Source organism: Reyranella sp. (assembly GCF_004296935.1).
Lineage (GTDB): Bacteria > Pseudomonadota > Alphaproteobacteria > Reyranellales > Reyranellaceae > Reyranella.
The window spans coordinates 17004-39773 of record NZ_SCVH01000047.1; the positions used below are offsets into that span (position 1 = coordinate 17004).

Annotated in this window: 24 protein-coding genes; 16 read left to right on the top strand and 8 right to left on the bottom strand. The window is 66.8% G+C overall.

Annotation, left to right across the window (positions count from 1 at the left end):
- Positions 1-98: 98 nt before the first annotated feature.
- The 5 genes from EPO55_RS06255 to EPO55_RS06275 all read left to right on the top strand — a co-directional run bounded on the left by EPO55_RS06255 (position 99) and on the right by EPO55_RS06275 (position 7539).
- On the top strand, positions 99-1322 hold the full coding sequence (locus EPO55_RS06255; protein WP_296335676.1) for an acyl-CoA dehydrogenase family protein: 1224 nt from the start codon (positions 99-101) through the stop codon (positions 1320-1322).
- 175 nt (positions 1323-1497) lie between these two features.
- A complete protein-coding gene (locus EPO55_RS06260) occupies positions 1498-3543 on the top strand; it encodes a DNA/RNA non-specific endonuclease (protein ID WP_296335677.1) in 2046 nt (681 codons plus the stop codon).
- A gap of 83 nt (positions 3544-3626) precedes the next feature.
- A complete protein-coding gene (locus EPO55_RS06265) occupies positions 3627-4667 on the top strand; it encodes a serine protease (RefSeq protein ID WP_296335678.1) in 1041 nt (346 codons plus the stop codon).
- A gap of 8 nt (positions 4668-4675) precedes the next feature.
- Complete coding sequence (locus tag EPO55_RS06270) at positions 4676-6040, top strand: hypothetical protein (RefSeq protein WP_296335679.1); 1365 nt, start codon at positions 4676-4678, stop codon at positions 6038-6040.
- The gene (locus EPO55_RS06275) at positions 6037-7539 is read left to right on the top strand and encodes a hypothetical protein (RefSeq protein WP_296335680.1); all 1503 of its coding nucleotides are present in this window, start codon (positions 6037-6039) and stop codon (positions 7537-7539) included. The genes EPO55_RS06270 and EPO55_RS06275 overlap by 4 nt, the downstream gene beginning before the upstream one ends.
- A gap of 40 nt (positions 7540-7579) precedes the next feature.
- Here the strand turns inward: EPO55_RS06275 and EPO55_RS06280 are convergent, their stop codons facing one another.
- The gene (locus tag EPO55_RS06280) at positions 7580-8179 is read right to left on the bottom strand and encodes a VOC family protein (protein ID WP_296335681.1); all 600 of its coding nucleotides are present in this window, start codon (positions 8177-8179) and stop codon (positions 7580-7582) included.
- 121 nt (positions 8180-8300) lie between these two features.
- Between EPO55_RS06280 and EPO55_RS06285 the strand changes: the two genes are divergently transcribed.
- From EPO55_RS06285 to EPO55_RS06315, 7 genes are all read left to right on the top strand, one after another.
- The gene (locus EPO55_RS06285; RefSeq protein ID WP_296335682.1) at positions 8301-8741 is read left to right on the top strand and encodes a hypothetical protein; all 441 of its coding nucleotides are present in this window, start codon (positions 8301-8303) and stop codon (positions 8739-8741) included.
- Between the two features lie 90 nt (positions 8742-8831).
- Positions 8832-9758 (top strand): DMT family transporter, encoded by a 927-nt coding sequence (locus tag EPO55_RS06290; RefSeq protein WP_296335683.1) that lies wholly within the window; start codon positions 8832-8834, stop codon positions 9756-9758.
- Positions 9755-10525: a glucose 1-dehydrogenase gene (locus EPO55_RS06295; RefSeq protein ID WP_296335684.1), complete on the top strand. Its 771-nt coding sequence runs from the start codon at positions 9755-9757 to the stop codon at positions 10523-10525. Before EPO55_RS06290 ends, EPO55_RS06295 begins: the two co-directional genes overlap by 4 nt.
- A 15-nt stretch (positions 10526-10540) precedes the next feature.
- The gene (gene pcaD, locus EPO55_RS06300; RefSeq protein ID WP_296335685.1) at positions 10541-11335 is read left to right on the top strand and encodes a 3-oxoadipate enol-lactonase; all 795 of its coding nucleotides are present in this window, start codon (positions 10541-10543) and stop codon (positions 11333-11335) included.
- Between the two features lie 146 nt (positions 11336-11481).
- Positions 11482-12648, top strand: a complete 1167-nt coding sequence (locus EPO55_RS06305; protein ID WP_296335686.1) for an acyl-CoA dehydrogenase family protein — start codon at positions 11482-11484, stop codon at positions 12646-12648.
- Between the two features lie 131 nt (positions 12649-12779).
- Positions 12780-12923: a hypothetical protein gene (locus tag EPO55_RS06310; RefSeq protein ID WP_296335687.1), complete on the top strand. Its 144-nt coding sequence runs from the start codon at positions 12780-12782 to the stop codon at positions 12921-12923.
- Between the two features lie 42 nt (positions 12924-12965).
- Positions 12966-13268, top strand: a complete 303-nt coding sequence (locus EPO55_RS06315; protein ID WP_296335688.1) for a hypothetical protein — start codon at positions 12966-12968, stop codon at positions 13266-13268.
- A 237-nt stretch (positions 13269-13505) separates the two neighbouring features.
- Here EPO55_RS06315 and EPO55_RS06320 read toward each other — a convergent pair whose 3' ends face one another.
- Genes EPO55_RS06320 through EPO55_RS06330 form a run of 3 tightly spaced genes read right to left on the bottom strand, consistent with a single transcriptional unit; the run spans position 13506 to position 14878 of the window.
- Positions 13506-14036: an SRPBCC family protein gene (locus tag EPO55_RS06320; RefSeq protein WP_296335689.1), complete on the bottom strand. Its 531-nt coding sequence runs from the start codon at positions 14034-14036 to the stop codon at positions 13506-13508.
- The gene (locus EPO55_RS06325; protein ID WP_296335690.1) at positions 14033-14389 is read right to left on the bottom strand and encodes a metalloregulator ArsR/SmtB family transcription factor; all 357 of its coding nucleotides are present in this window, start codon (positions 14387-14389) and stop codon (positions 14033-14035) included. Before EPO55_RS06325 ends, EPO55_RS06320 begins: the two co-directional genes overlap by 4 nt.
- Before the next feature lie 54 nt (positions 14390-14443).
- Positions 14444-14878 carry a VOC family protein gene (locus EPO55_RS06330; RefSeq protein ID WP_296335712.1) on the bottom strand — a complete coding sequence of 145 codons (435 nt, stop codon included), beginning with the start codon at positions 14876-14878 and terminating at the stop codon, positions 14444-14446.
- 235 nt (positions 14879-15113) lie between these two features.
- On the opposite strand from EPO55_RS06330, the gene EPO55_RS06335 reads away from it, so the two are divergent.
- On the top strand, positions 15114-16262 hold the full coding sequence (locus EPO55_RS06335; protein ID WP_296335692.1) for an alpha/beta hydrolase: 1149 nt from the start codon (positions 15114-15116) through the stop codon (positions 16260-16262).
- 102 nt (positions 16263-16364) lie between these two features.
- Here the strand turns inward: EPO55_RS06335 and EPO55_RS06340 are convergent, their stop codons facing one another.
- A complete protein-coding gene (locus EPO55_RS06340; RefSeq protein ID WP_296335693.1) occupies positions 16365-17093 on the bottom strand; it encodes a haloacid dehalogenase type II in 729 nt (242 codons plus the stop codon).
- An 85-nt stretch (positions 17094-17178) separates the two neighbouring features.
- Between EPO55_RS06340 and EPO55_RS06345 the strand changes: the two genes are divergently transcribed.
- A complete protein-coding gene (locus EPO55_RS06345; protein WP_296335694.1) occupies positions 17179-18702 on the top strand; it encodes an MFS transporter in 1524 nt (507 codons plus the stop codon).
- On the opposite strand, the gene EPO55_RS06350 is transcribed toward EPO55_RS06345, so the two are convergent.
- Both EPO55_RS06350 and EPO55_RS06355 read right to left on the bottom strand, forming a co-directional pair.
- Complete coding sequence (locus tag EPO55_RS06350; protein ID WP_296335695.1) at positions 18687-19250, bottom strand: LysE family transporter; 564 nt, start codon at positions 19248-19250, stop codon at positions 18687-18689. The genes EPO55_RS06345 and EPO55_RS06350 overlap by 16 nt on opposite strands.
- 53 nt (positions 19251-19303) lie before the next feature.
- Complete coding sequence (locus tag EPO55_RS06355; RefSeq protein WP_296335696.1) at positions 19304-20089, bottom strand: dienelactone hydrolase family protein; 786 nt, start codon at positions 20087-20089, stop codon at positions 19304-19306.
- Between the two features lie 52 nt (positions 20090-20141).
- Between EPO55_RS06355 and EPO55_RS06360 the strand changes: the two genes are divergently transcribed.
- Positions 20142-20474 (top strand): EthD domain-containing protein, encoded by a 333-nt coding sequence (locus tag EPO55_RS06360; protein WP_296335697.1) that lies wholly within the window; start codon positions 20142-20144, stop codon positions 20472-20474.
- Positions 20475-20486: 12 nt separating this feature from the next.
- On the opposite strand, the gene EPO55_RS06365 is transcribed toward EPO55_RS06360, so the two are convergent.
- Positions 20487-21455 carry a tripartite tricarboxylate transporter substrate binding protein gene (locus tag EPO55_RS06365; protein ID WP_296335698.1) on the bottom strand — a complete coding sequence of 323 codons (969 nt, stop codon included), beginning with the start codon at positions 21453-21455 and terminating at the stop codon, positions 20487-20489.
- Between the two features lie 209 nt (positions 21456-21664).
- On the opposite strand from EPO55_RS06365, the gene EPO55_RS06370 reads away from it, so the two are divergent.
- Positions 21665-22765, top strand: coding sequence for a serine protease (locus tag EPO55_RS06370; protein ID WP_296335700.1), 1101 nt, complete (start codon positions 21665-21667; stop codon positions 22763-22765).
- Positions 22766-22770: the final 5 nt, after the last annotated feature.

Below are 22770 nucleotides of genomic sequence, written 5' to 3' on the forward strand. Positions count from 1 at the left end.
CTTCCCGTCCGCAAGCCGGAACCGGGCTGCGCCTGAATGCCCGTTCACATTGGCACCATTTTCAGCCAGAGTCCGCCGCAGCACAAAGGGAGAGAGCGATGGACTTCGAATACTCGGATCGCAGCAAGGCGCTGCTTGAGAAACTCAACAAATTCATGGACGAGGTCATCTACCCGGCCGAGCCCGTCTACGAAGAGCAGATGGAGAAGGCCAAGGACCGCTGGCAGCTCCCGCCCGTCCTCGAGCAGTGCAAGGCCGAGGCGAAGAAGCGTGGCCTGTGGAACATGTTCTTGCCGGCCGACCGCGAGACCGGCGACACCCACGGCACGATGGGCCTCAGCAACCTCGAATACGCGCCGATCTGCGAAGTGCTGGGCCGCGCCTCGATCGCCTCCGAAGCGGTCAATTGCTCGGCGCCCGATACCGGCAACATGGAAGTGTTCGCCCGCTACGGCACCAAGGAGCACAAGGAGAAGTGGCTGAAGCCGCTTCTCAATGGCGAGATCCGCTCCTGCTTCGCCATGACCGAGCCGGCGGTGGCCTCCTCGGACGCGCGCAACGTCGAGTGCCGCATCGAGAGCGACGGCAACGATTATGTCATCAACGGCCGCAAGTGGTGGTCGTCGGGCATGGGCGATCCGCGCTGCGCCGTCATCATCCTGATGGGCAAGAGCGATCCCAACGCGCCGGCCTACCGCCAGCAGTCGATGATCGTGGTGCCGCGCGACGCCAAGGGCATCAAGATCGTGAAGATGCTGCATGTGTTCGGCTACGACGATGCCCCGCACGGCCACGCCGAAGTGGTCTACGACAACGTCCGCGTGCCCAAGTCGGCCATCCTCCTCGGCGAGGGCCGCGGCTTCGAGATCGCCCAGGGCCGCCTCGGTCCCGGCCGCATCCATCACTGCATGCGTGCCATCGGCGTCGCCGAGCGGGCGCTCGAGATGGCGATCAAGCGCGCCAAGAGCCGCGTCGCCTTCGGCCAGCGCATCTCGGAGATGGGCGTCACCAAGGCCCATGTCGCCGACATGCGCATGGAGATCGACATGGCCCGCCTGCTGGTGCTGAAGGCCGCCTGGGCGATGGACAAGTTCGGCAACAAGGAAGCCCGCCAGCAGATCGCGATGATCAAGGTGGCGGTGCCCAACATCACATCGAAGGTCGTGGACCGCTGCCTGCAGCTCCATGGCGCCGGCGGCGTCTCCCAGGTGTTCAAGCTCGCCAGCATGTACGCCCACCAGCGCACGCTGCGCCTGGCCGACGGTCCGGACGAGGTCCATCGCGACCAGGTCGGCCGGCTGGAGATCGCCAAGTACAACTGATCCGGCACGCCCGGACCGGGAATGGGCCACCCTCGGGTGGCCTTTTCTTTTGGGGCACCGAGATATGCGAAAAGCGGGGTCAACGTAAACGTGCACGGCCCGTGACAATTACGCTATGGTCTGGCCATGCGGGCCGGGGGGCTCGACGCATGCAGACCGTCACCTCGAGCATCGGATGAGCGAACTTGAAGCGAGGCTCGCGCGGCTGCGCGCGCTGAACGCCGATATTTGCCTGGCGGATCCGCTGCTCGCCGAGGAAAGCCGCGACACCGCACCGGCCGGCGGTCTCGAATCCATGACGGGCGCGACCTCGACCGAGCAGGAGATCGGCCTTGAGAGTATCATCTTGCGACGCACGCGACCGGTCCTCGAGATCCGGCAAAACGCCACCAAGCTGGTCTTCGCCGACGCAGCGGACAGCGAAATCTGGAAGGGGCGACTGACGAAGGCCAGGCCCCTGCTCGATCGGGCCATTCGCGCCATCGGCCGCATCGACCTCAAGGGCGCAGGGCTCGACTGGGTCGGTACGGGATGGCTGATCGCCGAGGACATCGTGGTCACCAACCGCCACGTCGCGGTGGAGTTCGCAGCGCGCCAGGGCGAGGGCTTCAGCTTCAGGATCGGCACGGCCGGTCCGATCATCGCCGGCATCGACTTCCTGCAGGAGATCGGCAATCCCGCGACACTGATCTTCAACCTGATCGCACCGCTCCACATCGAGGAAGAGCCGGGGCCGGATGTCGCCTTCTTCCGCGTGCAACCGGCCAACGGCAAGGCCGCGATCGCCAAGCCCATCGAGCTCGCCGACAAGCCGGCGCTGACGCAGAACGCCGCGACCATCGGCTATCCCGCCTACGACAGCCGCATTCCCGAGCCGGACCTCATGGAGAAGATCTTCGGCCGGACCTACAACAAGAAGCGCCTCGCGCCCGGCGCCGTGACCAAGGTCGACGAGAGCTGGCTCCTGCACAATTGCACCACGCTCGGCGGCAATTCGGGCTCCGCCATCATCGATCTCGACAGCGGTCATGCGCTCGGCCTGCACTTCAGCGGCAGCTTTCTCACGACCAACTACGCCGTGCGCTCCGACATCGTGAAGCAGTTGCTCGAGGATGTCCGGGCGGGACGCCGTCGTCCCGTGCCGGTCGAGGCCGCCGCGCGGCAGCCGGTCGTCGCCACGGTTGGCGGAACGCCGCTGCCCGCCATGCGCCAGGATCGGCGCGGCGCGAGCTTCACCATTCCCATCACCGTCACCGTGTCGCTGGGCGACATGCCGGTCGCGACGCCCGCGCCGCGCCTTCCACCACCGGCGGCCGGATCCGGAGGCGGCAGCGTTGCCGGCGACGAGGCCGTCGTTGCCGACTATCGCGACCGCAAGGGATATGTCCCGTCGTTCCTCGGGAAGAACAAGTTCGCGGTCAAGCTGCCGTCGATCGTGAGCCGCACCGACGACGTTCTCCGCTTCAAGGTCAACGGCAAGGCCGAGACCGAACTTCGCTACGAGCACTACTCCGTCGTCATGAGCCGAAGCCGTCGCATGTGCTTCTTCAGCGCCGTCAACATCGACGGCGCCCAGTCCAAGAAAGCCAGGCGCGTGGCGTGGAAATGGGATCCGCGGATTCCGAAAGAGCAGCAGATCATGAACGAGTGCTACGGCAACCCGCCGAAATTCAGCCGCGGACACATGACGCGACGCGAGGATCCGGGGTGGGGCAGCACGGCGACCTCCAAGCGCGGCAACGAAGACTCGATGCACGTCACCAACACCACTCCCCAGATGCAGGCCTTCAACGCCCCGATCTGGCTCGCGCTCGAGGACTACGCGCTCGACCACACCAGGGAAGACGGCATGAAGGTCTCGGTCTTCACCGGCCCGTACTTCCGCGACAACGATCCGGAGATGTATGGCGTGCTGATCCCGCGCGCCTTCTGGAAGGTCATCGCGTTCGTCCATGACGACACCAGGAAGCTCTGCGCGACGGGCTACGAGATGAACCAGGAGAAGAGTTTCCTGCCGGCCGAGGAGTTCGTGTTCGGCGGCTTCACCTCGCCGCAGCTCAATGTTGCGACCCAGATCCCGATCCGCTCCATCGAGGCGCGCAGCGGTATCACCTTCCACGGGCTCGCCGGCGTTGACCCGCTGGCCGGCACGCACGAGAGCCTGGGTGGTGCCGACACGCCGCCGCCGCTGGCCAGCCTCGAGCAGATCCGATTCGTGTGATGAACGGCAACGGTGTCCAGCCCGCCATGACGGCGCCGTCTCCCGCGCAGAAGGATGAGCTGGCCAAGCTCCTGTCGAAGGCCATGGGCGATCTGCCGGCGCTGGAGAGGATGGTCTATCTGGCGACCGGCGACGATGTCTTCGAGGCCTACCTCGGCGCGCACAACGACGACCCGCTGCGGACGATGGTCCAGAAGCTCCTGAAGAAATTCGACAACGAAGGCATCGCCGAGCGCTTCCTGACCGTCGTCTATCGGGAGAAGCCGTTCCGGAACGACGTCCGCAGCGCAATCGCCGGACTCTATCCCGGCGTCGCCGGTCAGGCCCAGCAGGCGCCCGTCGATTTCCGCCTGCAGATCGGCGGCGTGGACCAGGGGATCGAGCTGGGCGCCGCGCCCGGGTTGCAGAAGAACATCAGACCCGCCCTCAAGTCGCCCGACGTGAGCGTGTGGATGGACAAGCTCGAAACCGTGCGCCGACAGGTCTGCCGGGTCGAGATCCCGGGGCAGGCGCTGGGCACCGGCTTTCTCGTCGGACCCGCCGCCGTGCTGACCAACTGGCATGTCGTCGAGGATGCCCGGAAGGCCGGCGCGGAGGCCCAGATGAACTGCCGCTTCGACTACCGGCGTCTGTCGAACGGCACCGTCGAGCCGGGCCTCTCCGTTCCGGTCGTCTCGATCGCGGACGAGCGCCGGTGCAGCCCGGCCGAATTGACCGCGAAGCCCGACGACCCGGCGCCGAAGCCGGACGAGCTCGACTATGCGCTGCTGCTTCTGTCGCCCCTTCCCGGTGTCGCGCGCGGCGCGATCACCATGACCGGCGCCCCGGTCCAGAAGGACGAAGCCCTGATCATCGTCCAGCATCCGCGCGGCGATCCCGTGCGCTTCGCGATCGATACCAGCGCGGTGGAAGCCTACAAGCACGCCGGACTGCGGCTGCGCTACCGGACGAACACGGAAGCCGGTTCTTCCGGCTCGCCCTGCTTCAACATGGACTTCGATCTGGTCGCGCTCCACCACCTGGGAGATCCGGGCCGGCCGCCACCCACCTACAATCAAGGCATACCGATCGGCCTTATCCGCGCGAACATCGTCAACCGCGGCCACGGCGCGCTTCTTACCTGAGACAGCCCATGCCCCCACCGCCCTTCTCGCCTCAGCAGATCGACCGCCTCGGCCTGGAAATCGCGCGGGTCTTCGTGATCGACGATTTCGGCATCGTGCTGGGGCGCTACCCCGGCCGGGGCGAGCCCGCCACCTTCCTTCCCGCCGACCTCGCCGGCCGCCCCATGCTCTTCGTGACCTCTGCATGCCTGAAGGAGGTCGACAGGGAGGGAACGCTCGTCCCGTTCCTGTCGCGCGTCGTCGAACACAAATGGGAGAAGGAGGCCTTCCGGTGGGCGATCTTCGGCCAGGCCCGCTTCCTGATACGCTCCGCCTCCGAGACGGCGCCGCATATCGCCACGATCATCGCGGCATTGGAGGCCCTGACGCCCATCGTCGCCACCGATCCGGCGGCCAGCCAGTGCGGAAACAAGCCGGCCTGCAAATACGTGCAGGGCCACAGACCTGCCATCGACACGATCGTGGAGTCGCTCGATCATTTCGAGGCTCTCAAGATCCTGCACGACAGCCTTCATGTTCTTCAGGTCAAGGGCGCCGACTGGCTCGACCAGGACGACACGGATACCGAACCGGACATCCCTCTTCCCGTCCTGCAGGGGATCGTCGCAGACGTCGGCAAGGCCGCCACCGACGTCAAGCACCGGATTCCGGCGACTGCCTCCGCAAGTCTCCAGCGATGCGCCGACACCGCCGCCGATGCAGCAACGCGGCTGGCCACCAGCGACCCCAATCAGCACGACTTCGCGCTGGCTCAGCTTCGCGCACTCGTCGTCGCTGAATTGCCCCGGCTCGACGAGTGCATGTTCGTCCTGTCCCGCGACCTTCCGATCAAGCAGTTGCGCGGACTGCTCGAGGAGGCGCCCGTTCCCGCGCCGCCGATCAACGGTCCGACGATGACGGCTGCCGAGGCCCTCGACCGTCTGAGCGAGACGATGCGCGCGCACATCCTCGAGCACGCGCTCTGGCAGGCCACCGAAGTGCACATCCATGCCGTTGCACGGCTCCTCGCCCACCCTGGCCCCGGCTTCCTTCGTGACCTCTCCTCCGAGTGGACCGCCGTCAGGCAGAACCTGCAGACACTCGTCGATACTCCCAGCGGCGGGATTTCCATCGATACGACGCTCAACTCTGCGATGGTGCTCTACGAGAAAGCGCTGCCGATGCAGGGCATGCCCGCCCCGTCCGGACCTACCCCGGAAGAACGCCTTGGCGACATGGCGAAAGCTTTCAATGACTTCCGCCCGAAGGCGCGATTGCGCTTTCTCGCCGTCGATCAGTCACTGAAATCGGTGTTCTCCAGCCTGCTGCCGCTCAGAGCGTCGCTGGATCGCCTGCGAAAGCGCGTCCCCCTATTCAGCCCGTGCCTGCCATGAGCACGACATCGCCCACCAGCACTGTCGAGCAGTTGCGCCGACGACATCAGGATCTCCTGAAGGAGAATCTGGCCAAGTCGGCATCGCCGGAGCAGTGCCGGCAATTCGTCGAGCAGCTGATTGAGGCAGGGCGCGGCGTGGCGGCGCGGCGTGATCGCGAGGCGCTGCGCAAGATGCTCTATTTCTGGGCCGCCGACGCCGTCGCCAGGGGCGAGTTGAGCCGCGATACCCCACTGCCGGAGCTCGCACCCTACAGCGGCAGCGGACCGGAAGAACAAGGCGGCTCCTCCACCGTCAGTACGTCATTCACCGAGGACATCGAAGCCGCGCCTGACACGCGGGCGATCATCCGTATCGCCGCGCTCGCCCGACAATGGCAGGTCGCCGGCCAGAATCCCGGTTACCTCCTCTCCGGCGCGGCGTTGGAAGAGGCGAAGAATTACAGGGACAATGATCTCGATATCCGCGCCTTCGTCGATGCCAGCGAGGTCGCGGCGGCAAGCGCCAAGAGCAAGCGTTGGAAGGCATTGACCATCGCCACGACACTGCTCGCGAGCCTGCTTGCCGCGGGAATCTGGCGGCTCGTGGATCTCAACGCCGAACTCGAGCAGGCCAACGCCGATCTCGCGCGGGAAAGCGTGGAACTGCGACTGGCCCGCGACGCCGTCGAGATCGCGCGCACGCGCGAAAGCCAGCAGACACGCGACGAAGCGCGGCGTGCGATCGAAGCGTTGGATGCCAGCGGACCGGATCCGCTGAAACTGCTTCGGGCACTGCTGAAACGCCTCGGCGATGCGCAGCCCAAGGAACTCAGTCGTCTGCAGGTCGGCCCTCCGACCGGTCCGCCCAATGTCACCTCGTCGGAGAATACGGTGAGCCCGGCCGGGGTGGAACAGAGAGCCATTGCCCCGACAGAGGACAGCGAGTGCAAAGGCGTTCTTTGGCTCGGCAACGAGTCCGACAAGCTCATCACCAACGGCGGCCCTCTTTCGGGCCTCCAGAGCGGCGAGACCATCACTGTGAGGGACGGCAGCTCCGTTCGCCTTCGCAAGAGCATGCCATTGCCGGGCTATATCATGGCAGCGCAGATCGGTGTTGTGCCGGGTGGCGCGTCGCTGATCCTGACAAGCAAGGCGGAAATGCACAGATCGTCCAGCCCCTCGGCACTGGACCAATATTTCGCGTCGGTGACGGCGCCACAGCAATATTGCACCCGGGTCTTCGTGCAGTACACGGGAGACGACAGCAAGGCGCAGGCCCTGCGGTCGCGTCTCCTCGGCATGAGTTTCCAGGTGCCGCCGGTACAAGAAGTCAAGAGTGCAGGAAAGACCGACGACGTTCGCGTCTTCTGGAAGCAGGACCTGCCGATGGCGAATCTCGTCGCCAAGGATCTCGGCACGTTCAACGGCGACAAGCCCCTGACAGTGCGGCAGCTCTTCGATTTCCCCAACCGGCCGCCGGCCGGAACGCTCGAAGTCTGGATCGACCTCAATCGTTAGGCAGCGGCCACCGTGGCGGCTCCGCGCTGATCTGGCTGTTCTAGCGCGACTGACCCGGTGCCGGCGGGCCCTCGGGCATCTCGAGCAGCTCGGCCTCCGGCGCGCCCGCCTCGTAGGCCTGCACCAGCGCCTCGGGGTCGAAGGCGACGCCGATCGGATTCTTCCTGAAGGCCGCCGTCTGGAAGTAGGCCGCGGTCGCCTCCTTGGTGGCGTAGCGGTCGACCTGCAGCTCGACGCCGTTGCCGTCGGGATCGCGATAGTAGATCGACACGGTCGGCCCGTGATGGATGCAGCGCGACGGCGCGATGCCGAGCTTCTTCACGCGGGCGTAGGTCGAGAGCAGCGCGCCGATGTCGGCGAAGGTGTAGGCGACATGCGCCAGGCCCGAATTGCTGGCGTCGGGCGCCGCGAGCCCCGCCAGGTTCACGATGCCGAGGCGATGATGCTCGTCGTCGTAGGTCAGGAAGCAGATGTAATCCGTCCGCTGCACCACATGCATGTTCAGCACGGCCGAGTACCAGTCGATCATCGGCTGGATGTTCGACGAGCGCAGCACGAAGTGGGCGAACAGCACCGGCGTGGCGGGCTTGGGGTCGAGCGTGCGGCGGCTACGCGAGGTCGTCTCGAGAACTGTGTCCATGGGAACCTCCGTGATTCGACTTTAGACACCTCGCCGGACGAAGTCACCGGCCCCGATGCGATCGCTCTGGATGCCGGGGAAGTGTGGTAGTCTTCGGCAACAAGTCTGTGGGGGAACGAACATGCGGCTTACCGCGCTGCTCTGCGGCGTCCTGGTGCTCGGATGTTTTCAGCCGGCGGCGGCCGAGATCGTGTCCCAGCAGGCCGAGAACAAGGTCCCGGTGACCATGATCGGCGTCGTCACGTCGGCGCGCTATACCGAAGTACGGCTGCAGACGCAGGCCGCCTTGAACGGGGTTTGCTGGACCTCGCAAGGTACCGACAGCCCCTATCTGCTGGCCGGCGGCCGGCGCTATCGCTTCCTCGGCGGCGACGGCATTACGGCCTGCCCGGCAGTGCGCAACTACGCGGCGCACGAAAGCATGGCGCTGCGCTTCGAACCGCTCGATCCGCAAGCGAAGGAGTTCTCGCTCGTCGAAGGACAGGGCGGCGAGAACCAGATGATCGATCCGGGATCGTCCAAGACGCGGTTCTGGAACTTCCTGCGCGTCAAACTGAAATGAGCTCCAGCTGAACGAACGTTGCGCCGGCTCGCTCCCCGGAATAGCCAGCGCGCTTGACCGGCGCGGCGTGCGGGGGCAAGCCCCAGCGTCATGTCCGCGCCCGCGATCGACGCTCCCGATGCCCTGAGCCACCTGATTCCGTCGCGGGTGGCGCGCGGCTTCTTCCTCGCCATCGTCGCCGGCCTGTTCTTCAATTTCCTGAACGGCGCGGTGAAGGAGCTGGCGACCGACATGCCGCCGCTCTACGTGGCGTGGGGGCGCTGGATCGCCGGCATCCTGCTGGTCGCGCCCTATCTCTGGTGGCGCGTCGGACTCGACGGCATGCGCACCCACGACATGAAGCTCCATTGCCTGCGCGGGCTCTTCCACACGCCGGGCTATGGCCTGTGGTACGAGGCCGTCGTCTGGCTGCCGCTCGCCACCATGGCGGCACTGGGCTTCACCGGCCCGATCTTCGTCACCCTGGGCGCGGTGCTCTTCCTGCGCGAGACCGTGCACTGGCGGCGCTGGCTGGGCGTCGCGGTCGGCTTCGCCGGCATGCTGGTGATCGTCCGTCCCGGCATCATCGAGATGAACCCCGGCATATTGATGATGATGCTGGCGGTGCCGCTGATCGCCGGCTCCAACCTGATCGCCAAGGTCGTCTCGGGCCGCGACAAGCCCGCCGTCGTCGTGCTGTGGCAGAGCGTGGTCGGCGCGATCTGCTTCACGCCGCTGGGGATCTGGTTCTGGCAGACGCCGACCTTGACCCAGCTCGGCCTGTTCGTGGCCTCGGGCTTCTTCGGCACGATGGGCTACTTCTTCATCACCTGGGCCTACCGTCTGCTCGACATTTCCGCCCTGCAGTCCATCACCTTCCTCGCCATCGTCTGGGCCGCCTTGATGGACGTGGCGGTCTGGGGCAAGACGGCCGATGTCTGGACCTTCGTGGGAGCTGCGATCATCGTGGCGGCCACGACCTACATCGCCCATCGCGAATCGAAAGCCGCAGCAATCGCGGGAGGAAAAAAGAAATGACGGATCGTCTGGCCGGCAAGGTGGCCCTCATCACCGGCGGCGCGTCGGGTCTGGGCGAGTGTTCTGCCATCCTGATGGCCCACGAGGGCGCCCGGGTGGTGATCGCCGACATCCAGGAAGACAAGGGCCGCGCCCTCGCCGCCAGGATCGGCAAGGCCGCGCATTTCGTGAAGCTCGACGTCACCAGCGAAGACAACTGGCAGGCCGCCATCGCCGAAGCGGTGAAGACCTTCGGCGCACTGCACGTCCTGGTCAATTCCGCCGGCATCGGCCTCACCAAGACGGTCGAGGACATCACGCTCGAGGAATGGCGGCGCGTCCATGCCATCGATCTCGACGGCGTGTTCCTCGGCTGCAAGCACGGCGTCGCCGAGATCAAGAAGCATACGAAGACGCTGGGCGGCTCGATCATCAACATCTCGTCGATCTCGGGCATCATCGCCGGTGCCAACATGGCGGCCTACAACTCGGCCAAGGCGGGCGTGCGGCTCCTCAGCAAGTCGGTGGCGTTGCACTGCGCCAAGTCGGGCTACAACATCCGCTCCAACTCGGTTCATCCCACCTTCATCGACACCCCGATCCTCGACCGCCACCGCGTCCGCTTCGGCCAGGAGATCATGCAGCAGAAGCTCGGCAAGCAGGTCCCGATCGGCCGCCTCGGCCGGCCCGAGGAAGTGGGCTGGGCGCTGGTCTTCCTCGCCTCCGACGAATCGAGCTTCATGACCGGCTCGGAAGTGGTCATCGACGGCGGCATTTCGGCAATGTGATTCGGAGGACCTGGCATGCTTCTCTCCCTCAACAATCGTCGCGTCTATTTCGATCTTGCCGGACCGCAGAATGCCCCTGTCGTCTGCTTCACCCATTCGCTCAATTCCGACGGCGGCATGTGGGTCGAACAGATGGTGCCGCTGCTGGCCGCGGGCTACCGCGTGCTGCGCCTCGACATGCGCGGCCACGGCGGCAGCGAGGCGGTCCCGGGCGACTACACGATGGACGCGCTGGCGGCCGACGTGAAAGGCGCGCTCGACGTGCTCGACATCAAGAAGGTGCATTTCATCGGTCTCTCGATCGGCGGCATGATCGGCCAGGGCTTTGCGCTCGCCAATCCCGGCGCCCTCGCCTCGCTCACGCTCTGCGACACCCAGCCCTCGACGCCACCGGGCTCGGCCGGCACATGGGAAGAGCGCAAGGCCACGGTGCGCAGCAAGGGACTTGCGGCGCTCGCCGACGCCACGATGCAGCGCTGGTTCACCGACGAGTTCAGGAATGTCAATCCCGTGCGCTGGCGCGAGATCCGCGACACGATCAGCGGCACGACGCCGGAAGGCTCCGCCGGCTGCATGTCGGCAATCCAGCACTTCGACTATCTCGACCGCCTCAACACCATCAAGGTCCCGACCCTGGTGATCTGCGGCGACCAGGACGAAGGCACGCCGCCCGAGCGCAACAAGCTGATCGCGTCCAAGATTCCCGGCGGCCGCTACGAGGAGATCGCCAAGGCCCGCCACCTGCCCAACGTCGAGCGGCCGGAGCAATTCAACCGCATCATGATGTCGTGGCTTGGTTCGAATCGCTGATAGTGCTCTGACCCCCTCCGCCCCGTAAGACGGGGCACCTCCCCCGCTTCGCGAGGGAGGAGAAGAAATCAAACTCCTCCCCCGTCTGCGGGGGAGGTGGCCGAAGGCCGGAGGGGTCAAGCGGTGATGACAGGAGTAACTGGAAAATGGATTTCGCCTTCACCGAACAGCAGCTCGCGATCAAGGACAGCGTGGCGAAGCTGTGCGCCCAGTTCGACGGCAAGTACTGGCTGAAGAAGGACAAGGAAGGCGGCTTCCCCGAGGACTTCTACCGCGCCATGGCCGACGCCGGCTGGCTCGGTATCGCCATGCCCGAGGAATACGGCGGCTCGGGCCTCGGCATCGCCGAGGCCGCGATCATGATGCAGGCGGTGGCCGAATCGGGCGCGGCGCTGCAGGGCGCCTCGGCCATCCATCTCAACGTCTTCGGTCCCAACCCGATCGTGGTGTTCGGCACCGAGGAGCAGAAGAAGCGCATCCTGCCCGACATCATCGCCGGCAAGGTGAAGGGCTGCTTCGCCGTCACCGAGCCCGACGCCGGCCTCAACACCACGGCGCTCGACACCAAGGCCGAGCGCGACGGCAACGGCTACATCGTGCACGGCAAGAAGACTTTTACGACCACGGCCTCGGTCGCCGACAAGATGCTGCTGATCGCCCGCACCACGCCCAAGGACAAGTGCAGGAAGGCGACCGACGGGCTCACGCTGTTCTATACCGACCTCGACCGCTCCAAGGTCGAGATCACCGAGATCGACAAGATGGGCCGCAAGGCGATCGACACCAACCAGGTGTTCATCGACGGATTGAAAATCCCGCTCGAGGACCGCATCGGCGAGGAAGGCAAGGGCTTCCACTATCTCCTGCACGGCCTCAACCCCGAACGCATCCTGATCGCGGCCGAAGCGATCGGCATCGGCAAGGCAGCACTTGCCAAGGCCACGCAATACGCCAAGGAGCGCATCGTGTTCGGCCGGCCCATCGGCAAGAACCAGGCGATCCAGCACCCGCTGGCCGAGAGCTGGATGCAGCTCGAGGCGGCCAACCTGCTCGCCTTCAAGGCGGCCTGGCTCTACGACAACGGCCAGGACTGCGGCGCCGAGGCCAACTCGGCCAAGTATCTCGGCGCCCGCTGGGCCTACGAGGCCTGCGAGCGCGCGATCCTGACCCACGGCGGCTACGGCTACGCCAAGGAGTTCCACGTCGAGCGCTTCCTGCGCGAGGTCATGATCGCCCGCATCGCGCCGGTGAGCGAGCAGCTGATCCTGTGCTACGTCGCCGAAAGGGTGTTGGGCCTGCCCAAGAGCTACTGAGGGCCGCCCCGCGGTTGGGGGGCAAACCCTTGAACGGGCTTCCCGTTTTTCCTTTCATTTGAGTTGCAACCTCGCGCCCCGGCGTGCGTTCCCCCGTCGGACCGTTAGTCGTTCGGTAGGGGGAGACTTCCATGACCCGCAGCCAGATTCACGCCGGCATAGCCCTGGGGACCATCGCCATCCTCGCGGGCGTCGCTCTGCTCTCGCCCGCCGTGCCGCCGTTCCTGAAACGACGGGCCAGGCTGCCCTTGTCCGTCGGCGCATTTCCGCATTAGCCTTCCCGTCGGCTCATGCCGAGCCGAAGGGGAGGATTCAACATGACCGTTACAGTAGTGACGCGTTGGACCACGCCGAATGTTCCGGCATCGACAAAAGTCGCGACGCGTTCAAGAGCGTTGTGGAAGAAGCTTGGCGCACTGGATGTCCGGCTGAACCAGATGTTCACCGGGCCGCAGACCGGCCAATGGCTCTTCGTCGTCGTTTTTCCCGATATGGCTGTCTATGCGAAAGCATCGGCAGCCGCGACCGCTAGCGCGGACATGCAGGAACTCCTGGCGGACAATGCGAAGATCGGCGCGGTCATGCACGAACGCGAAATCCTCGTCGGCCTCGATTTCTAAAGCGAAACTCAACCCGCTCGAGGGTTGAGCACCAAATCGCAGCCTTGCCGCGTCATGGCGGCAAGGCTGCGCCGTTCCAACGTCGATTGAATCGCGTCTTTCCTCCCCTTGCTTGCAAGGGGAGGTGCCCGCGTCTTCGCGGGCGGGGTCATGGGCCGCCAGTGGGACTCATGACCCCTCCGGCCCGTAAGACGGCCCACCTCCCCAGCTTCGCTGGGGAGGAGAAGAAGCGGGCCTCTAGCGCGGATAGCGCGCCTCGTATTGCTGCTCGATATTGCCGAAGACCGTCCAGAAGGCCTTCGGCACGCGGCCGTTGGCGCGCTCCACCAGGATGTCGAGATGGGTGTGCCAGCCGCCCGAGGTCTGGACCATGCTCGCGCGATCCGGCAGGTGCCGGTGGGTCAGGATCAGCCGCACGTTCCGGCCTTCGGGCGCCAGTTCGAACGTCACCTCCGACGTGCCCCACGAGATCGCGAGCAGCCGCGGCGGCTCGACCCGCAGCACGCGCTCGCGGCTGACATGGCCTTTCTCATCCATTTCCTTGTAGCGTTCGGGCGGCGCCACCTTGTGCGGCGACAGATCGCGATGCTGGAAGCGCAATTCGACCGCGCCGCCTTCCTTCAGCTCCATCGGCCCGCTAGCCAGCCACTGGCCGCGCTTGTCGGAATCGACGAGGAATTCCCACACCGTCTCGATCGGTCCGGGCAACAGGCGTTCGAAACGCACTTCGGCGGGTGCTGTCAGTTGGCCGTAGGCAGTGTCGGTCATTTGCGGCTCCTTTTCTTCGTCTTGCGGACATGACGCAGCAGCGCGGTCTCCAGCGCATCGAGGCGTCCCGTCCAGAAGCGTTGGTAGTAAGCGATCCAGCGGTCAGCCTCGGCGAGCGCCCGCGCCTCGAGGCGGCAGTGGTGGGTGCGGCCCTCGACCGTCCGGCTGAGCAGCCCCGCCCCCTCCAGCACCTTCACGTGCTTGGCGGCGGCGGCGAAGGACATGTCGAAGGGCGCCGCCAGTTCGCCCACGCTGTGCTCGCCCGCCGACAACTTGCGCAGCATGGCGCGGCGGGTGGGGTCAGCGAGGGCGTGGAAGACGCGGTCGAGGGCGGCGGCGTTATGTTCAACCATGTGGTTTAATATAGCGCCGCCGCCGGACTATTCAACCCTTCAGTTGAATATTTTTCAGATGCCGAATTTCACGCGGCCCTCGGCATCGATCGGCCAGGCCGGATTCCAGGCGATCTCCCAGGCGTGGTCGTCGGGATCGGCGACGTAGCCGCGGAAGCCGCCGTGCGGCGGCGCGTCGGCCACGCGCAGCATCCGCCCGCCCGCCGCCGCCAGCCGGTCGAGCAGCGGCTGCACGTCGGCCTGCGTCGCCACGTTGTGCGCCAGGGCGAAGGCGCCGGGCCGCACCAGGACCGGGCGCTGCCCAGGACGCTGCATGTCGGCCTCGAGGTCCGGCGTCGGCCACAGGCCGAGCATCAGGCCGTTCATCTGGTAGAAGACGATCCCCGGCGTTTCGAACACCGGCGTCCAGCCGAAGCCTTCGCCATAGAAGCGCTTGGAGCGGGCAATATCGGCAATGCCCAGAGTGATGAGAGAAATCTGCTGCTGCATGGTCGTCGTCATGATCCACGTCCCTCTGATTCGCCGGCGCGGAATTGCGCGGGCGCGAGGTCGCGGGACAAAGACGCCTCAAATTCAAGAGAACTTGCTGCGTCCGACAGGACCGCCGCCCGCACTGCGGACGGAAGCGCCGGGCTAAACCACACCGGCCTGCCTTTTTCGACTTTGCCAGCGTAGAAAAGCGGACGCCTCCGATCAAGTGACCCTTCGATTAAATGACAAGGCAATGACCGCTCTCGATCCCCTGCCCGCTTCCGTCCTGCCCGCCGGCGTCCGCGCGCGGATCCTGCCCGGCATCAACGGCCTCGATATCCATGTGCTCGAGGCCGGCCATGACAAGGGCCGGCCAGCGGTGCTGCTGCTGCACGGTTTCCCCGAACTCGCCTACAGCTGGCGCAAGGTCCTGCCGGCGCTCGCCGCCGCCGGCTATCACGCCATCGCGCCCGACCAGCGCGGCTATGGCCGCACCACCGGCTGGGACGCCGACTACGACGGCAACCTGAACGACTTCCGCTTCATGAATTTGCTGTGCGACGCCATCGGCGTGCTGTTTGCGTTGGGCCACCGCACGGCGGAGGCGGTCGTCGGCCACGACTTCGGTGCCTCGGTGGCGGCCCAGGCGGCCCTCGTGCGGCCCGACATCTTCAAGCGCCTGGTGCTGATGAGCGCGCCTTACGCCGGGCCGCCCTCAGTACCGTTCGACACGGCGGACCGGAAGCCGCCGCCCAAGGGCCCGGACATTCATGCCGCGATGGCCGCCCTCGCGCGGCCGCGCAAGCATTACCAGTGGTACTACTCGACCCGGCCGGCCAACGAGAACATGTGGCGCGCACCGCAGGGCGTGCACGATTTCCTGCGCGGCTACTACCATCACAAGAGCGCCGACTGGAAAGCCAACAAGCCGTTCGAGCTCGCCGGCTGGACGGCCGAGGAACTCGCGAAGATGCCGACCTACTACATCATGGATATGGCCGACGGCATGGCCGAGACGGTGGCCAGGGAAATGCCTTCGCCCGGCGAGATCGCCGCCAACAAATGGCTCACCGAGGACGAACTCACGGTCTACAGCAGCGAATATGCCCGCACCGGCTTCCAGGGCGGTCTCAACTGGTATCGTGTGCGTACCACCGGCCGGCTCACCGCGGAACTGGAGGTCTTCTCCGGCCGCACCATCGACGTGCCCGCGACCTTCATCTCGGGCAAGAGCGACTGGGGCATCTACCAGACACCGGGCGCCATCGCGAAGATGCAGAAGGTCGCCTGCACGAACATGAAGGAGATCCATCTCCTCGACGGCGCCGGCCACTGGGTGCAGCAGGAGCAGGCGGAGGCGGTGAACCGGCTGCTGATCGAGTTCCTGAAAAACGCCCGCTAGAGCGGATTCCGATCAGGTGGCATCGTTTCGGTGCTTTCATGTTCCTCTCCCCCGCTAGGGGGAGAGGTGTATGAAGGTGATGACGTCCAATCGGAACGCGCCCTAGGCCCCCAGGGCGTCCGCCAGCGCGACGAAGCTGTCCGCATAGAGATCGAACCAGGGTTCCGGCGCGACGTCGGGCTTGGCACCCGGACCGAATTCCAGCGGGCGGACCACGAAGGCCGTGCGCATCCCGAAGGCGCGGGCCGCCTTCAGGTCGTACTTGTGGCAGGCCACCATCATGATCTCGTCGGGCCGGTAGCCGAGATAGTCGACCGCGAGCTGATAGACGGCAGGCGCGGGCTTGTAGCTCCGCGCAAGTTCCGCCGTCAGCACGGCGTCGAACGGCAGGCCCGCGTGCTTGACCACCGCGACCATGGCTCTCATGCCGGCATTGGAAAGCGTCGAGACGACGAAACGACGACGCAACCGTGCGAGTCCTTCGACGCTGTCCGGCCAGGCATCGAGCCGGCTCCAGATCTGGTTCAGCTCGTCGCGCTCGGCAGCCGTGAACACCGCGGACAGACCGTGCTTCTCGAGCAACGTATCGAGGGTTTCACGGTAGATGCGGTCGACCCGGAGCCACGGCCGCTCGCCCGCGATGATCTGGTCGAGCACCGCGCGATAGAGCCCGCGCCAGTCGGAGGACAACGCGCCCCAGTCGATCTGCAGGCCCTTGGCCCGGTTCACGGCCTCGCCCATGCGCAGGAGCGGCCGGCAAAAATCGACGCAGGTGCCCTGGACGTCGAAAGTGAGCGCCCGGACGTTCGCAAGTGATGCCGCGTGCGCCATGTCCCTCATCATCCCCATTTGCCCGGCCGAGCATCGCCTGCGAATTCGGCTGGCGTCAAACCACCGCCGCGCGATACCGTGCCTGATGACTGAAGCCACTCCGGGTCCCCTCTCGATCGGGGCGCTTCGCGCGGCGGTGCTCGAGGGGCGCGAGCCGCCGCCGCTGCAGGCCGTCGCCCGCCTCGCTTCGTACCGCTGGTTCGTCGTCGCAACGGTGTGCATCGGCGCCTGCATGGGCCAGCTCGACGCCAGCATGACCCAGATGCTCCTGCCCAGACTCGAGCGCGAGTTCGCGGCACGTCTTAGCACCGTGAGCTGGGTCGCCATCTCCTACCTGCTGACGCTCGCCGCCTTCGCGCCGATCTTCGGTCGCCTGGCCGACCTGATCGGCCGCAAGCTGATGTACACCAGCGGCTTCCTGATCTTCCTCGCGGGTTCGACGTTGTGCGGCTTCGCCACGGACCTTCCGATGCTGATCGCGTTCCGGATCCTCCAGGCGACCGGCGCGGCGCTGCTGACATCGAACGGCATCGCCATCATCGTCATGGCCGTCGGCCCCGAGGAACGCGGGCGCGCCCTCGGGCTGCTGTCGGCGGCCCAGGCCGTCGGCCTCGGCGCCGGACCGGCGGTCGGCGGTCTGGTCCTGGATACGCTGGGCTGGCAATGGGCCTTCTGGATCAATGTGCCGGTCGGCCTTGCGGGGGCCGTCCTGGGTTGGCTCGTCCTGCCACGGTCGAGCCTGTCGCCGGACACGGGCGGCTTCGACTGGCGGGGCGCGATCCTGATCGCGCCGGCCATGACGGCGGTCATGGCGGTCCTGAACCAGCTGCACGCCTGGGGACCGACATCGCCTGCCCTGCTCGGCTGCCTGCTGCTGGCGATCGTCCTTCTCGTCCTGTTCATCCGTACCGAGCGCCGCGCCGCAGCACCTTTGCTCGACCTGCATCTCCTGGGCAAGCCCGCGTTCCTGCTCGGCAACATGTCGAACTTCCTGTCCTACGCCGCCCTGTTCGGGGTGTTCTTCGTCATCCCCTTCGCTCTGGTGCGCGTCTACCACGACTCGGAGCTGGCGGCGGGACTCAGGCTGTCGATCCTGCCGGTGGTGCTGGGACTGGTGGCACCGATCGGCGGCGCGCTCTCCGATCGGCTGGGATCCCGGGTACCGACCTTCTGCGGCATGTTGATCTGCGTCGTCGGCCTCGCCCTCCTCTATGTCTTTCTCGATGGCACTCCCGGCAATATGCCCATGGTCATGCTGGCGCTGGCCGTCTTCGGCGCGGGGCAAGGCCTGTTCATCTCGCCCAACAGCAGCGCGATCATGGCGACGGCGCCCGCCGACAAGACCGGCCAGGCGGGCAGTGCGCTGAACGTGGTGCGTTTCCTCGGCATCAGCGCTGGCGTCTCCGCGGGGTCGACGGTGCTGGCGCTCGGCCTCGGCCGGATCGAGGGCAGCACGCTGGATGTCGCGCCGGCGCTGCTGGTGGGGGCCAGCCGCGACGTCGTTCTGATGCTGGGCATCCTAGCCGCCCTCGCGGGCCTGATCGCGCTGATCCGTCCCGCGCGCCCACAGACGACCGAAGCAGGCGGTGACGGTCACAAGACCGCGTAGGCCGTCGTCGCCACCAGCGCCGCGGCGAAGGCGATGTTGACGCGCCGCGACCACAGCGGATCGTGGAAGATCCGCGAGAAGGCCGCGCCGGCCAGCAGCCACACGAGATGGATGAGCACGATCATGACCGCCAGCACCGCCGTCTTCAGCGCGGGCTCGAGCGCCGAGCCGGCGAAGACGGCGGCGATCGCGACATAGGCCTTGGGATTGGCGATCGCCAGCAGCACGCCGCCCGCGAAGGAGGGTGCGGCCGCCGCTGCGTCCGGCTTCGACAGGGGCGACGCGGTGGCGATCCGGTAGGCGAGATAAAGAATGTAGGCGGCGGACGCCGCCAGCAGCACCGGCGTGAGGCGTGGCACCGCGAGCAGAAGCGCGACCACGCCGGTCGCCACCGCGAGCAGGACGGCGACCGTGCCGGCGATCAGCCCCGACAGATAGCCGAGCGAGCGGCGCAAACCGAAGGCCGCGCCGACCGCCGTCACGCTGATCGTCGAGGGGCCCGGGCTGCCCATGACGACGAGGCACGCCACGATCAGCGACAGCAACATGGGCGAAGGCTATCGCCCGCCGCCAACCGCCGTCTTGAACGATCGTGCGAGATCTACTGCAGGATCTTGGCGAAGAACGCCCTGGTGCGTGCCTCGGCGTCGGGCGCGCCGACGGAATCGTAGACCAGCCGGTGCGTCTTGCCGCCGGCGCCGGGCACGCTGCGGTCGGGCGCCTTGTTGTCGAAGCTGTGATAGGCGTTGGGATAATAGACCGCCTCGACCATCGCCGGCCTGGCAAGGCCCGCGACCATCTGCCGGCAGCGGTCGGCCGGCGTCCAGTCGTCCTTGTCGCCGGCCAGCAGCAGCACCGGGACGTCGATGCCGGTATCGAACGCCGGATTGCAGCCGGGATAATAGGCGACGCCGCCCGCCAGGCCGCGCTGGGCGAGACCGAAGATCTTCTGCGACGAGCGGATGGTGGTCGAGCCGCCGTGGCTGTGGCCGATGATGCCGACCTTGCCCTTGATCACGTCGGGACGGGTGGCGAGATAGTCGAGCGCGCCCGCGATGTCGGCGATGCGCATGTTGGGCGTCACCGCGCCGGGCGTGGTGCACACTGCCTTGGTCCCGCGCGGGCCGAACGAGTCGGGCGCCAGCACGAGGTAACCCCAGCTCACCAGCAGCCTGCCCCAGACGTCGGTATGCGGGCTCGTGCCCGAGCAGGAGTGCGCCAGGACGATGGCCCGGAACGGGCCCGGGCCGGCCGGCTTGTAGATCCAGCCCTTGATCTCGGGGCCGGCGGCCGAGCTGCCGACGGCGACGCTGGGAAAGCTGACGGACTGCGCCGAGGCGCCGCCGGCAAACAGCACAAGCAATGCAATCGCGAGCGCGCGGATCATGAGCGATACTAGACCGATCTGCGGGAGGCCTCAAAGGCTGGAGGAATGCACCATGATCAAGACCATCGGACTGCTCGCGCGCAAGCCCGGCTGGACGCACGACCAATTCATGAAGCACTGGGTCGAGGTCCATGCGCCGCTCGCCCATGCCGTGCCCGGCCTCAGGCGCTACGTGCAGAACCACATCCGGGATGAACGCACCCGCGCCGACATTCCTGCGATCGACGTCGAGATCGACGGCGTGGCCGAACTGTGGTTCGACGATCGCGCCGCGCTGGAAGCCGCGGCGCGCACGCCCGAGATGCAGGCGCTGCACGCCGACGGCGCGATCTTCATCGGCCGCATCCGGAGCTACGTCGTCGAGGAGAAGACGATCGTGGGCTGAGCCTTGCGCCGGTTATTCCGGCTGGATGCCCGCTTCCTTGGCGATCGCGCGCCAGGTTGCGAGCTCCGTCTTGACGCGTTCGGCGAAGACGGCCGGCGCCTCGCCGCCCGGCTCGCTGGCGAGATCGGCGATCTTGGCCCGGACCTCCGGCTCGGCGAGCACGGCGACCACATCGTCGCGCAGGCGCTGCGCCAGCGCCGGCGGCATGCCGCCCGGACCGAACAGCGAGAACCAGGCCGACTGGTCGACGCCGGGAGCGCCGATCTCGGCCATGGTCGGGATTTCCGGCAGCACCGCCAGCCGCTTGCCGCTGCTCACCGCCAGCATGCGCAAGGTGCCGGCGCGGTGGTGCGACATCACGGTCAGCGGGCTGGTGAAGCCGACCGGGATATGGCCGCCGGCCAGCTCCTGCATCATCGGCGCCGCGCCCTTGTAGGCCACGTTCTCGATCTTGAGCCCGCTCTTGAGGCGGAACAGCTCGCCCACCATGCGCGTCGTGTTCTCGGTGCTGCCGAAGGTGTACTTGCCCGGCGCCGCGCGCGCCGCCGTCATGAACTTCTCGGCCGTGTCGAAGCCTGCCTTGGGCGAGCCCACCAGGGCGATGACGCCGGCCACCAGCGGCGTGATCGGCGTGAAGTCGCGCTCGGTGTCGTAGGGCAGCGTCTTGGTGGTGAAGGGATTGATGGTGTGGGCGCTGGTCATGATCAGGAGCGTGTAGCCATCGGGCGCCGACTTGGCGACGATCTCGCTGCCCAGGATACCGCTGGCGCCGCCCTTGTTGTCGATGACGACGGTCTGCTTCCAGCGATCGGCCAGCCGCGGCACGATCAGCCGCGCCACCAGGTCGGTGCCGCCGCCCGCCGGATAGGGCACCACGACCCGGACCGGCTTGGTGGGAAACTCCTGGGCGCGAACGACTGCTGGCGCCAGTACGGCACCGGCCGCGCCCACAATGACGCCACGACGCTTCAACTCTCTCACCAGATCCTCCCTGATCCATCTTCTTGCCGCGCAATCTAGAGGGATTGCGTTCCGCCAACCAGTGCCGGCAGGCCATCGAGGCGGCCCTGGTCGCGCGGCGTCGGACCGCAGGCTGGTCCCGGCGCGGCACGCCGCACGGATTGCAATCTGGAGTTGCTGGCTGCCTGAAAGTTGGGTTGTATAATTCTCCCATCATCCGAGAGACGACGATGCCCCGACTTCTTCTGCTTCTCCTGGCCGCGCTGGCGCTGGCCGGCTGTTCGGCCACCGCGCCGGCCTATGGCATCGTCGGCGACGAGGACGATCTCTACACCGGCACGGCAACCGGCTACGCCGATCGCACCGGCAAGATCGAAGTCAGGAACACCAGCGGCAACCGCTGCACCGGCGACTTCGCCTACTACCCCGGCGTTCTCGAGGGTCGCGGCATCATCGGCTGCGACGACGGCCAGCGCGCCCTCATCCGCTTCACCGGCCTGACGCCGGTCAGCGGCTACGGCGTGGGAACCTCCGGCACCGGCAGTCCAGTGACCTTCACCTACGGCATGGATCGCCAGCAGAGCGCGCGTTACCTCGGCTTCGGCGCCACGACGATCGCCGGCACGGCGCCCGGAGCGGGACAAGGCGCAGGACAGGGGGCAGGACAGGGAGCAGGACAAGCGGCGGCACCAGGCACCGCGCCGCCCGCTGCGACGAAGCGGGTCGCCACGGGGACCGGCTTCTACATCAGCCGCCAGGGCCATGTGCTCACCAACGCCCATGTCATCGACAAGTGTCGGGAAATCACGGTTTCCCGCCAGGGCAGCGCCGCGGTCCCGGCAAGCGTCGTGAAGTCGGACGCCTCGAACGATCTCGCCGTCCTCATCGCAACCCCCTCGCCCGCGGTCGCGGCCTTCCGCACTGGCCGGCCGGTGCGCCCCGGCGAGGCCGTGGTCGTCTACGGCTATCCGATGACCGGGACACTCTCCTCCAGTGGCGTGGTGACCAACGGCAGCATCAGCGCCCTGTCCGGCTTTCGCGACGACTCGCGCTATCTGCAGGTTTCCGCGCCGATCCAGGGCGGCAACAGCGGCGGCCCCGTGCTCGACACCGCCGGCAGCGTCGTCGGCATCGCCACGTCGTCCCTCGGCCTGCGCGGCCGCGACGTGCCGCAGAACGTCAACTTCGCGCTCAAGGCCGATGTCGCCCGGACCTTCCTCGCCGCCGCGGGCGTCCCGGCCGAATCCGCGGGCGGCGGCCGCGACCTCAGCGTCGCCGACATCGGCGACAAGGCGCGCGCCTTCTCCGTCCTCGTCGACTGCAAGCGCTGAGCGGA

Bases quoted from the DNA above. Each gene is read 5' to 3' on its own strand.
- EPO55_RS06280 (WP_296335681.1), bottom strand. From the start codon at position 8,179: ATGGACACAGTTCTCGAGACGACCTCGCGTAGCCGCCGCACGCTCGAC.
- EPO55_RS06260 (WP_296335677.1), top strand. From the start codon at position 1,498: ATGAGCGAACTTGAAGCGAGGCTCGCGCGGCTGCGCGCGCTGAACGCC.
- EPO55_RS06270 (WP_296335679.1), top strand. From the start codon at position 4,676: ATGCCCCCACCGCCCTTCTCGCCTCAGCAGATCGACCGCCTCGGCCTG.
- EPO55_RS06275 (WP_296335680.1), top strand. From the start codon at position 6,037: ATGAGCACGACATCGCCCACCAGCACTGTCGAGCAGTTGCGCCGACGA.
- pcaD (WP_296335685.1), top strand. From the start codon at position 10,541: ATGCTTCTCTCCCTCAACAATCGTCGCGTCTATTTCGATCTTGCCGGA.
- EPO55_RS06320 (WP_296335689.1), bottom strand. From the start codon at position 14,036: ATGACCGACACTGCCTACGGCCAACTGACAGCACCCGCCGAAGTGCGT.
- EPO55_RS06285 (WP_296335682.1), top strand. From the start codon at position 8,301: ATGCGGCTTACCGCGCTGCTCTGCGGCGTCCTGGTGCTCGGATGTTTT.
- EPO55_RS06340 (WP_296335693.1), bottom strand. From the start codon at position 17,093: ATGGCGCACGCGGCATCACTTGCGAACGTCCGGGCGCTCACTTTCGAC.
- EPO55_RS06305 (WP_296335686.1), top strand. From the start codon at position 11,482: ATGGATTTCGCCTTCACCGAACAGCAGCTCGCGATCAAGGACAGCGTG.
- EPO55_RS06355 (WP_296335696.1), bottom strand. From the start codon at position 20,089: ATGATCCGCGCGCTCGCGATTGCATTGCTTGTGCTGTTTGCCGGCGGC.
- EPO55_RS06255 (WP_296335676.1), top strand. From the start codon at position 99: ATGGACTTCGAATACTCGGATCGCAGCAAGGCGCTGCTTGAGAAACTC.
- EPO55_RS06290 (WP_296335683.1), top strand. From the start codon at position 8,832: ATGTCCGCGCCCGCGATCGACGCTCCCGATGCCCTGAGCCACCTGATT.
- EPO55_RS06370 (WP_296335700.1), top strand. From the start codon at position 21,665: ATGCCCCGACTTCTTCTGCTTCTCCTGGCCGCGCTGGCGCTGGCCGGC.
- EPO55_RS06310 (WP_296335687.1), top strand. From the start codon at position 12,780: ATGACCCGCAGCCAGATTCACGCCGGCATAGCCCTGGGGACCATCGCC.
- EPO55_RS06265 (WP_296335678.1), top strand. From the start codon at position 3,627: ATGGGCGATCTGCCGGCGCTGGAGAGGATGGTCTATCTGGCGACCGGC.
- EPO55_RS06345 (WP_296335694.1), top strand. From the start codon at position 17,179: ATGACTGAAGCCACTCCGGGTCCCCTCTCGATCGGGGCGCTTCGCGCG.
- EPO55_RS06360 (WP_296335697.1), top strand. From the start codon at position 20,142: ATGATCAAGACCATCGGACTGCTCGCGCGCAAGCCCGGCTGGACGCAC.
- EPO55_RS06350 (WP_296335695.1), bottom strand. From the start codon at position 19,250: ATGTTGCTGTCGCTGATCGTGGCGTGCCTCGTCGTCATGGGCAGCCCG.
- EPO55_RS06325 (WP_296335690.1), bottom strand. From the start codon at position 14,389: ATGGTTGAACATAACGCCGCCGCCCTCGACCGCGTCTTCCACGCCCTC.
- EPO55_RS06330 (WP_296335712.1), bottom strand. From the start codon at position 14,878: ATGCAGCAGCAGATTTCTCTCATCACTCTGGGCATTGCCGATATTGCC.
- EPO55_RS06295 (WP_296335684.1), top strand. From the start codon at position 9,755: ATGACGGATCGTCTGGCCGGCAAGGTGGCCCTCATCACCGGCGGCGCG.
- EPO55_RS06335 (WP_296335692.1), top strand. From the start codon at position 15,114: ATGACCGCTCTCGATCCCCTGCCCGCTTCCGTCCTGCCCGCCGGCGTC.
- EPO55_RS06315 (WP_296335688.1), top strand. From the start codon at position 12,966: ATGACCGTTACAGTAGTGACGCGTTGGACCACGCCGAATGTTCCGGCA.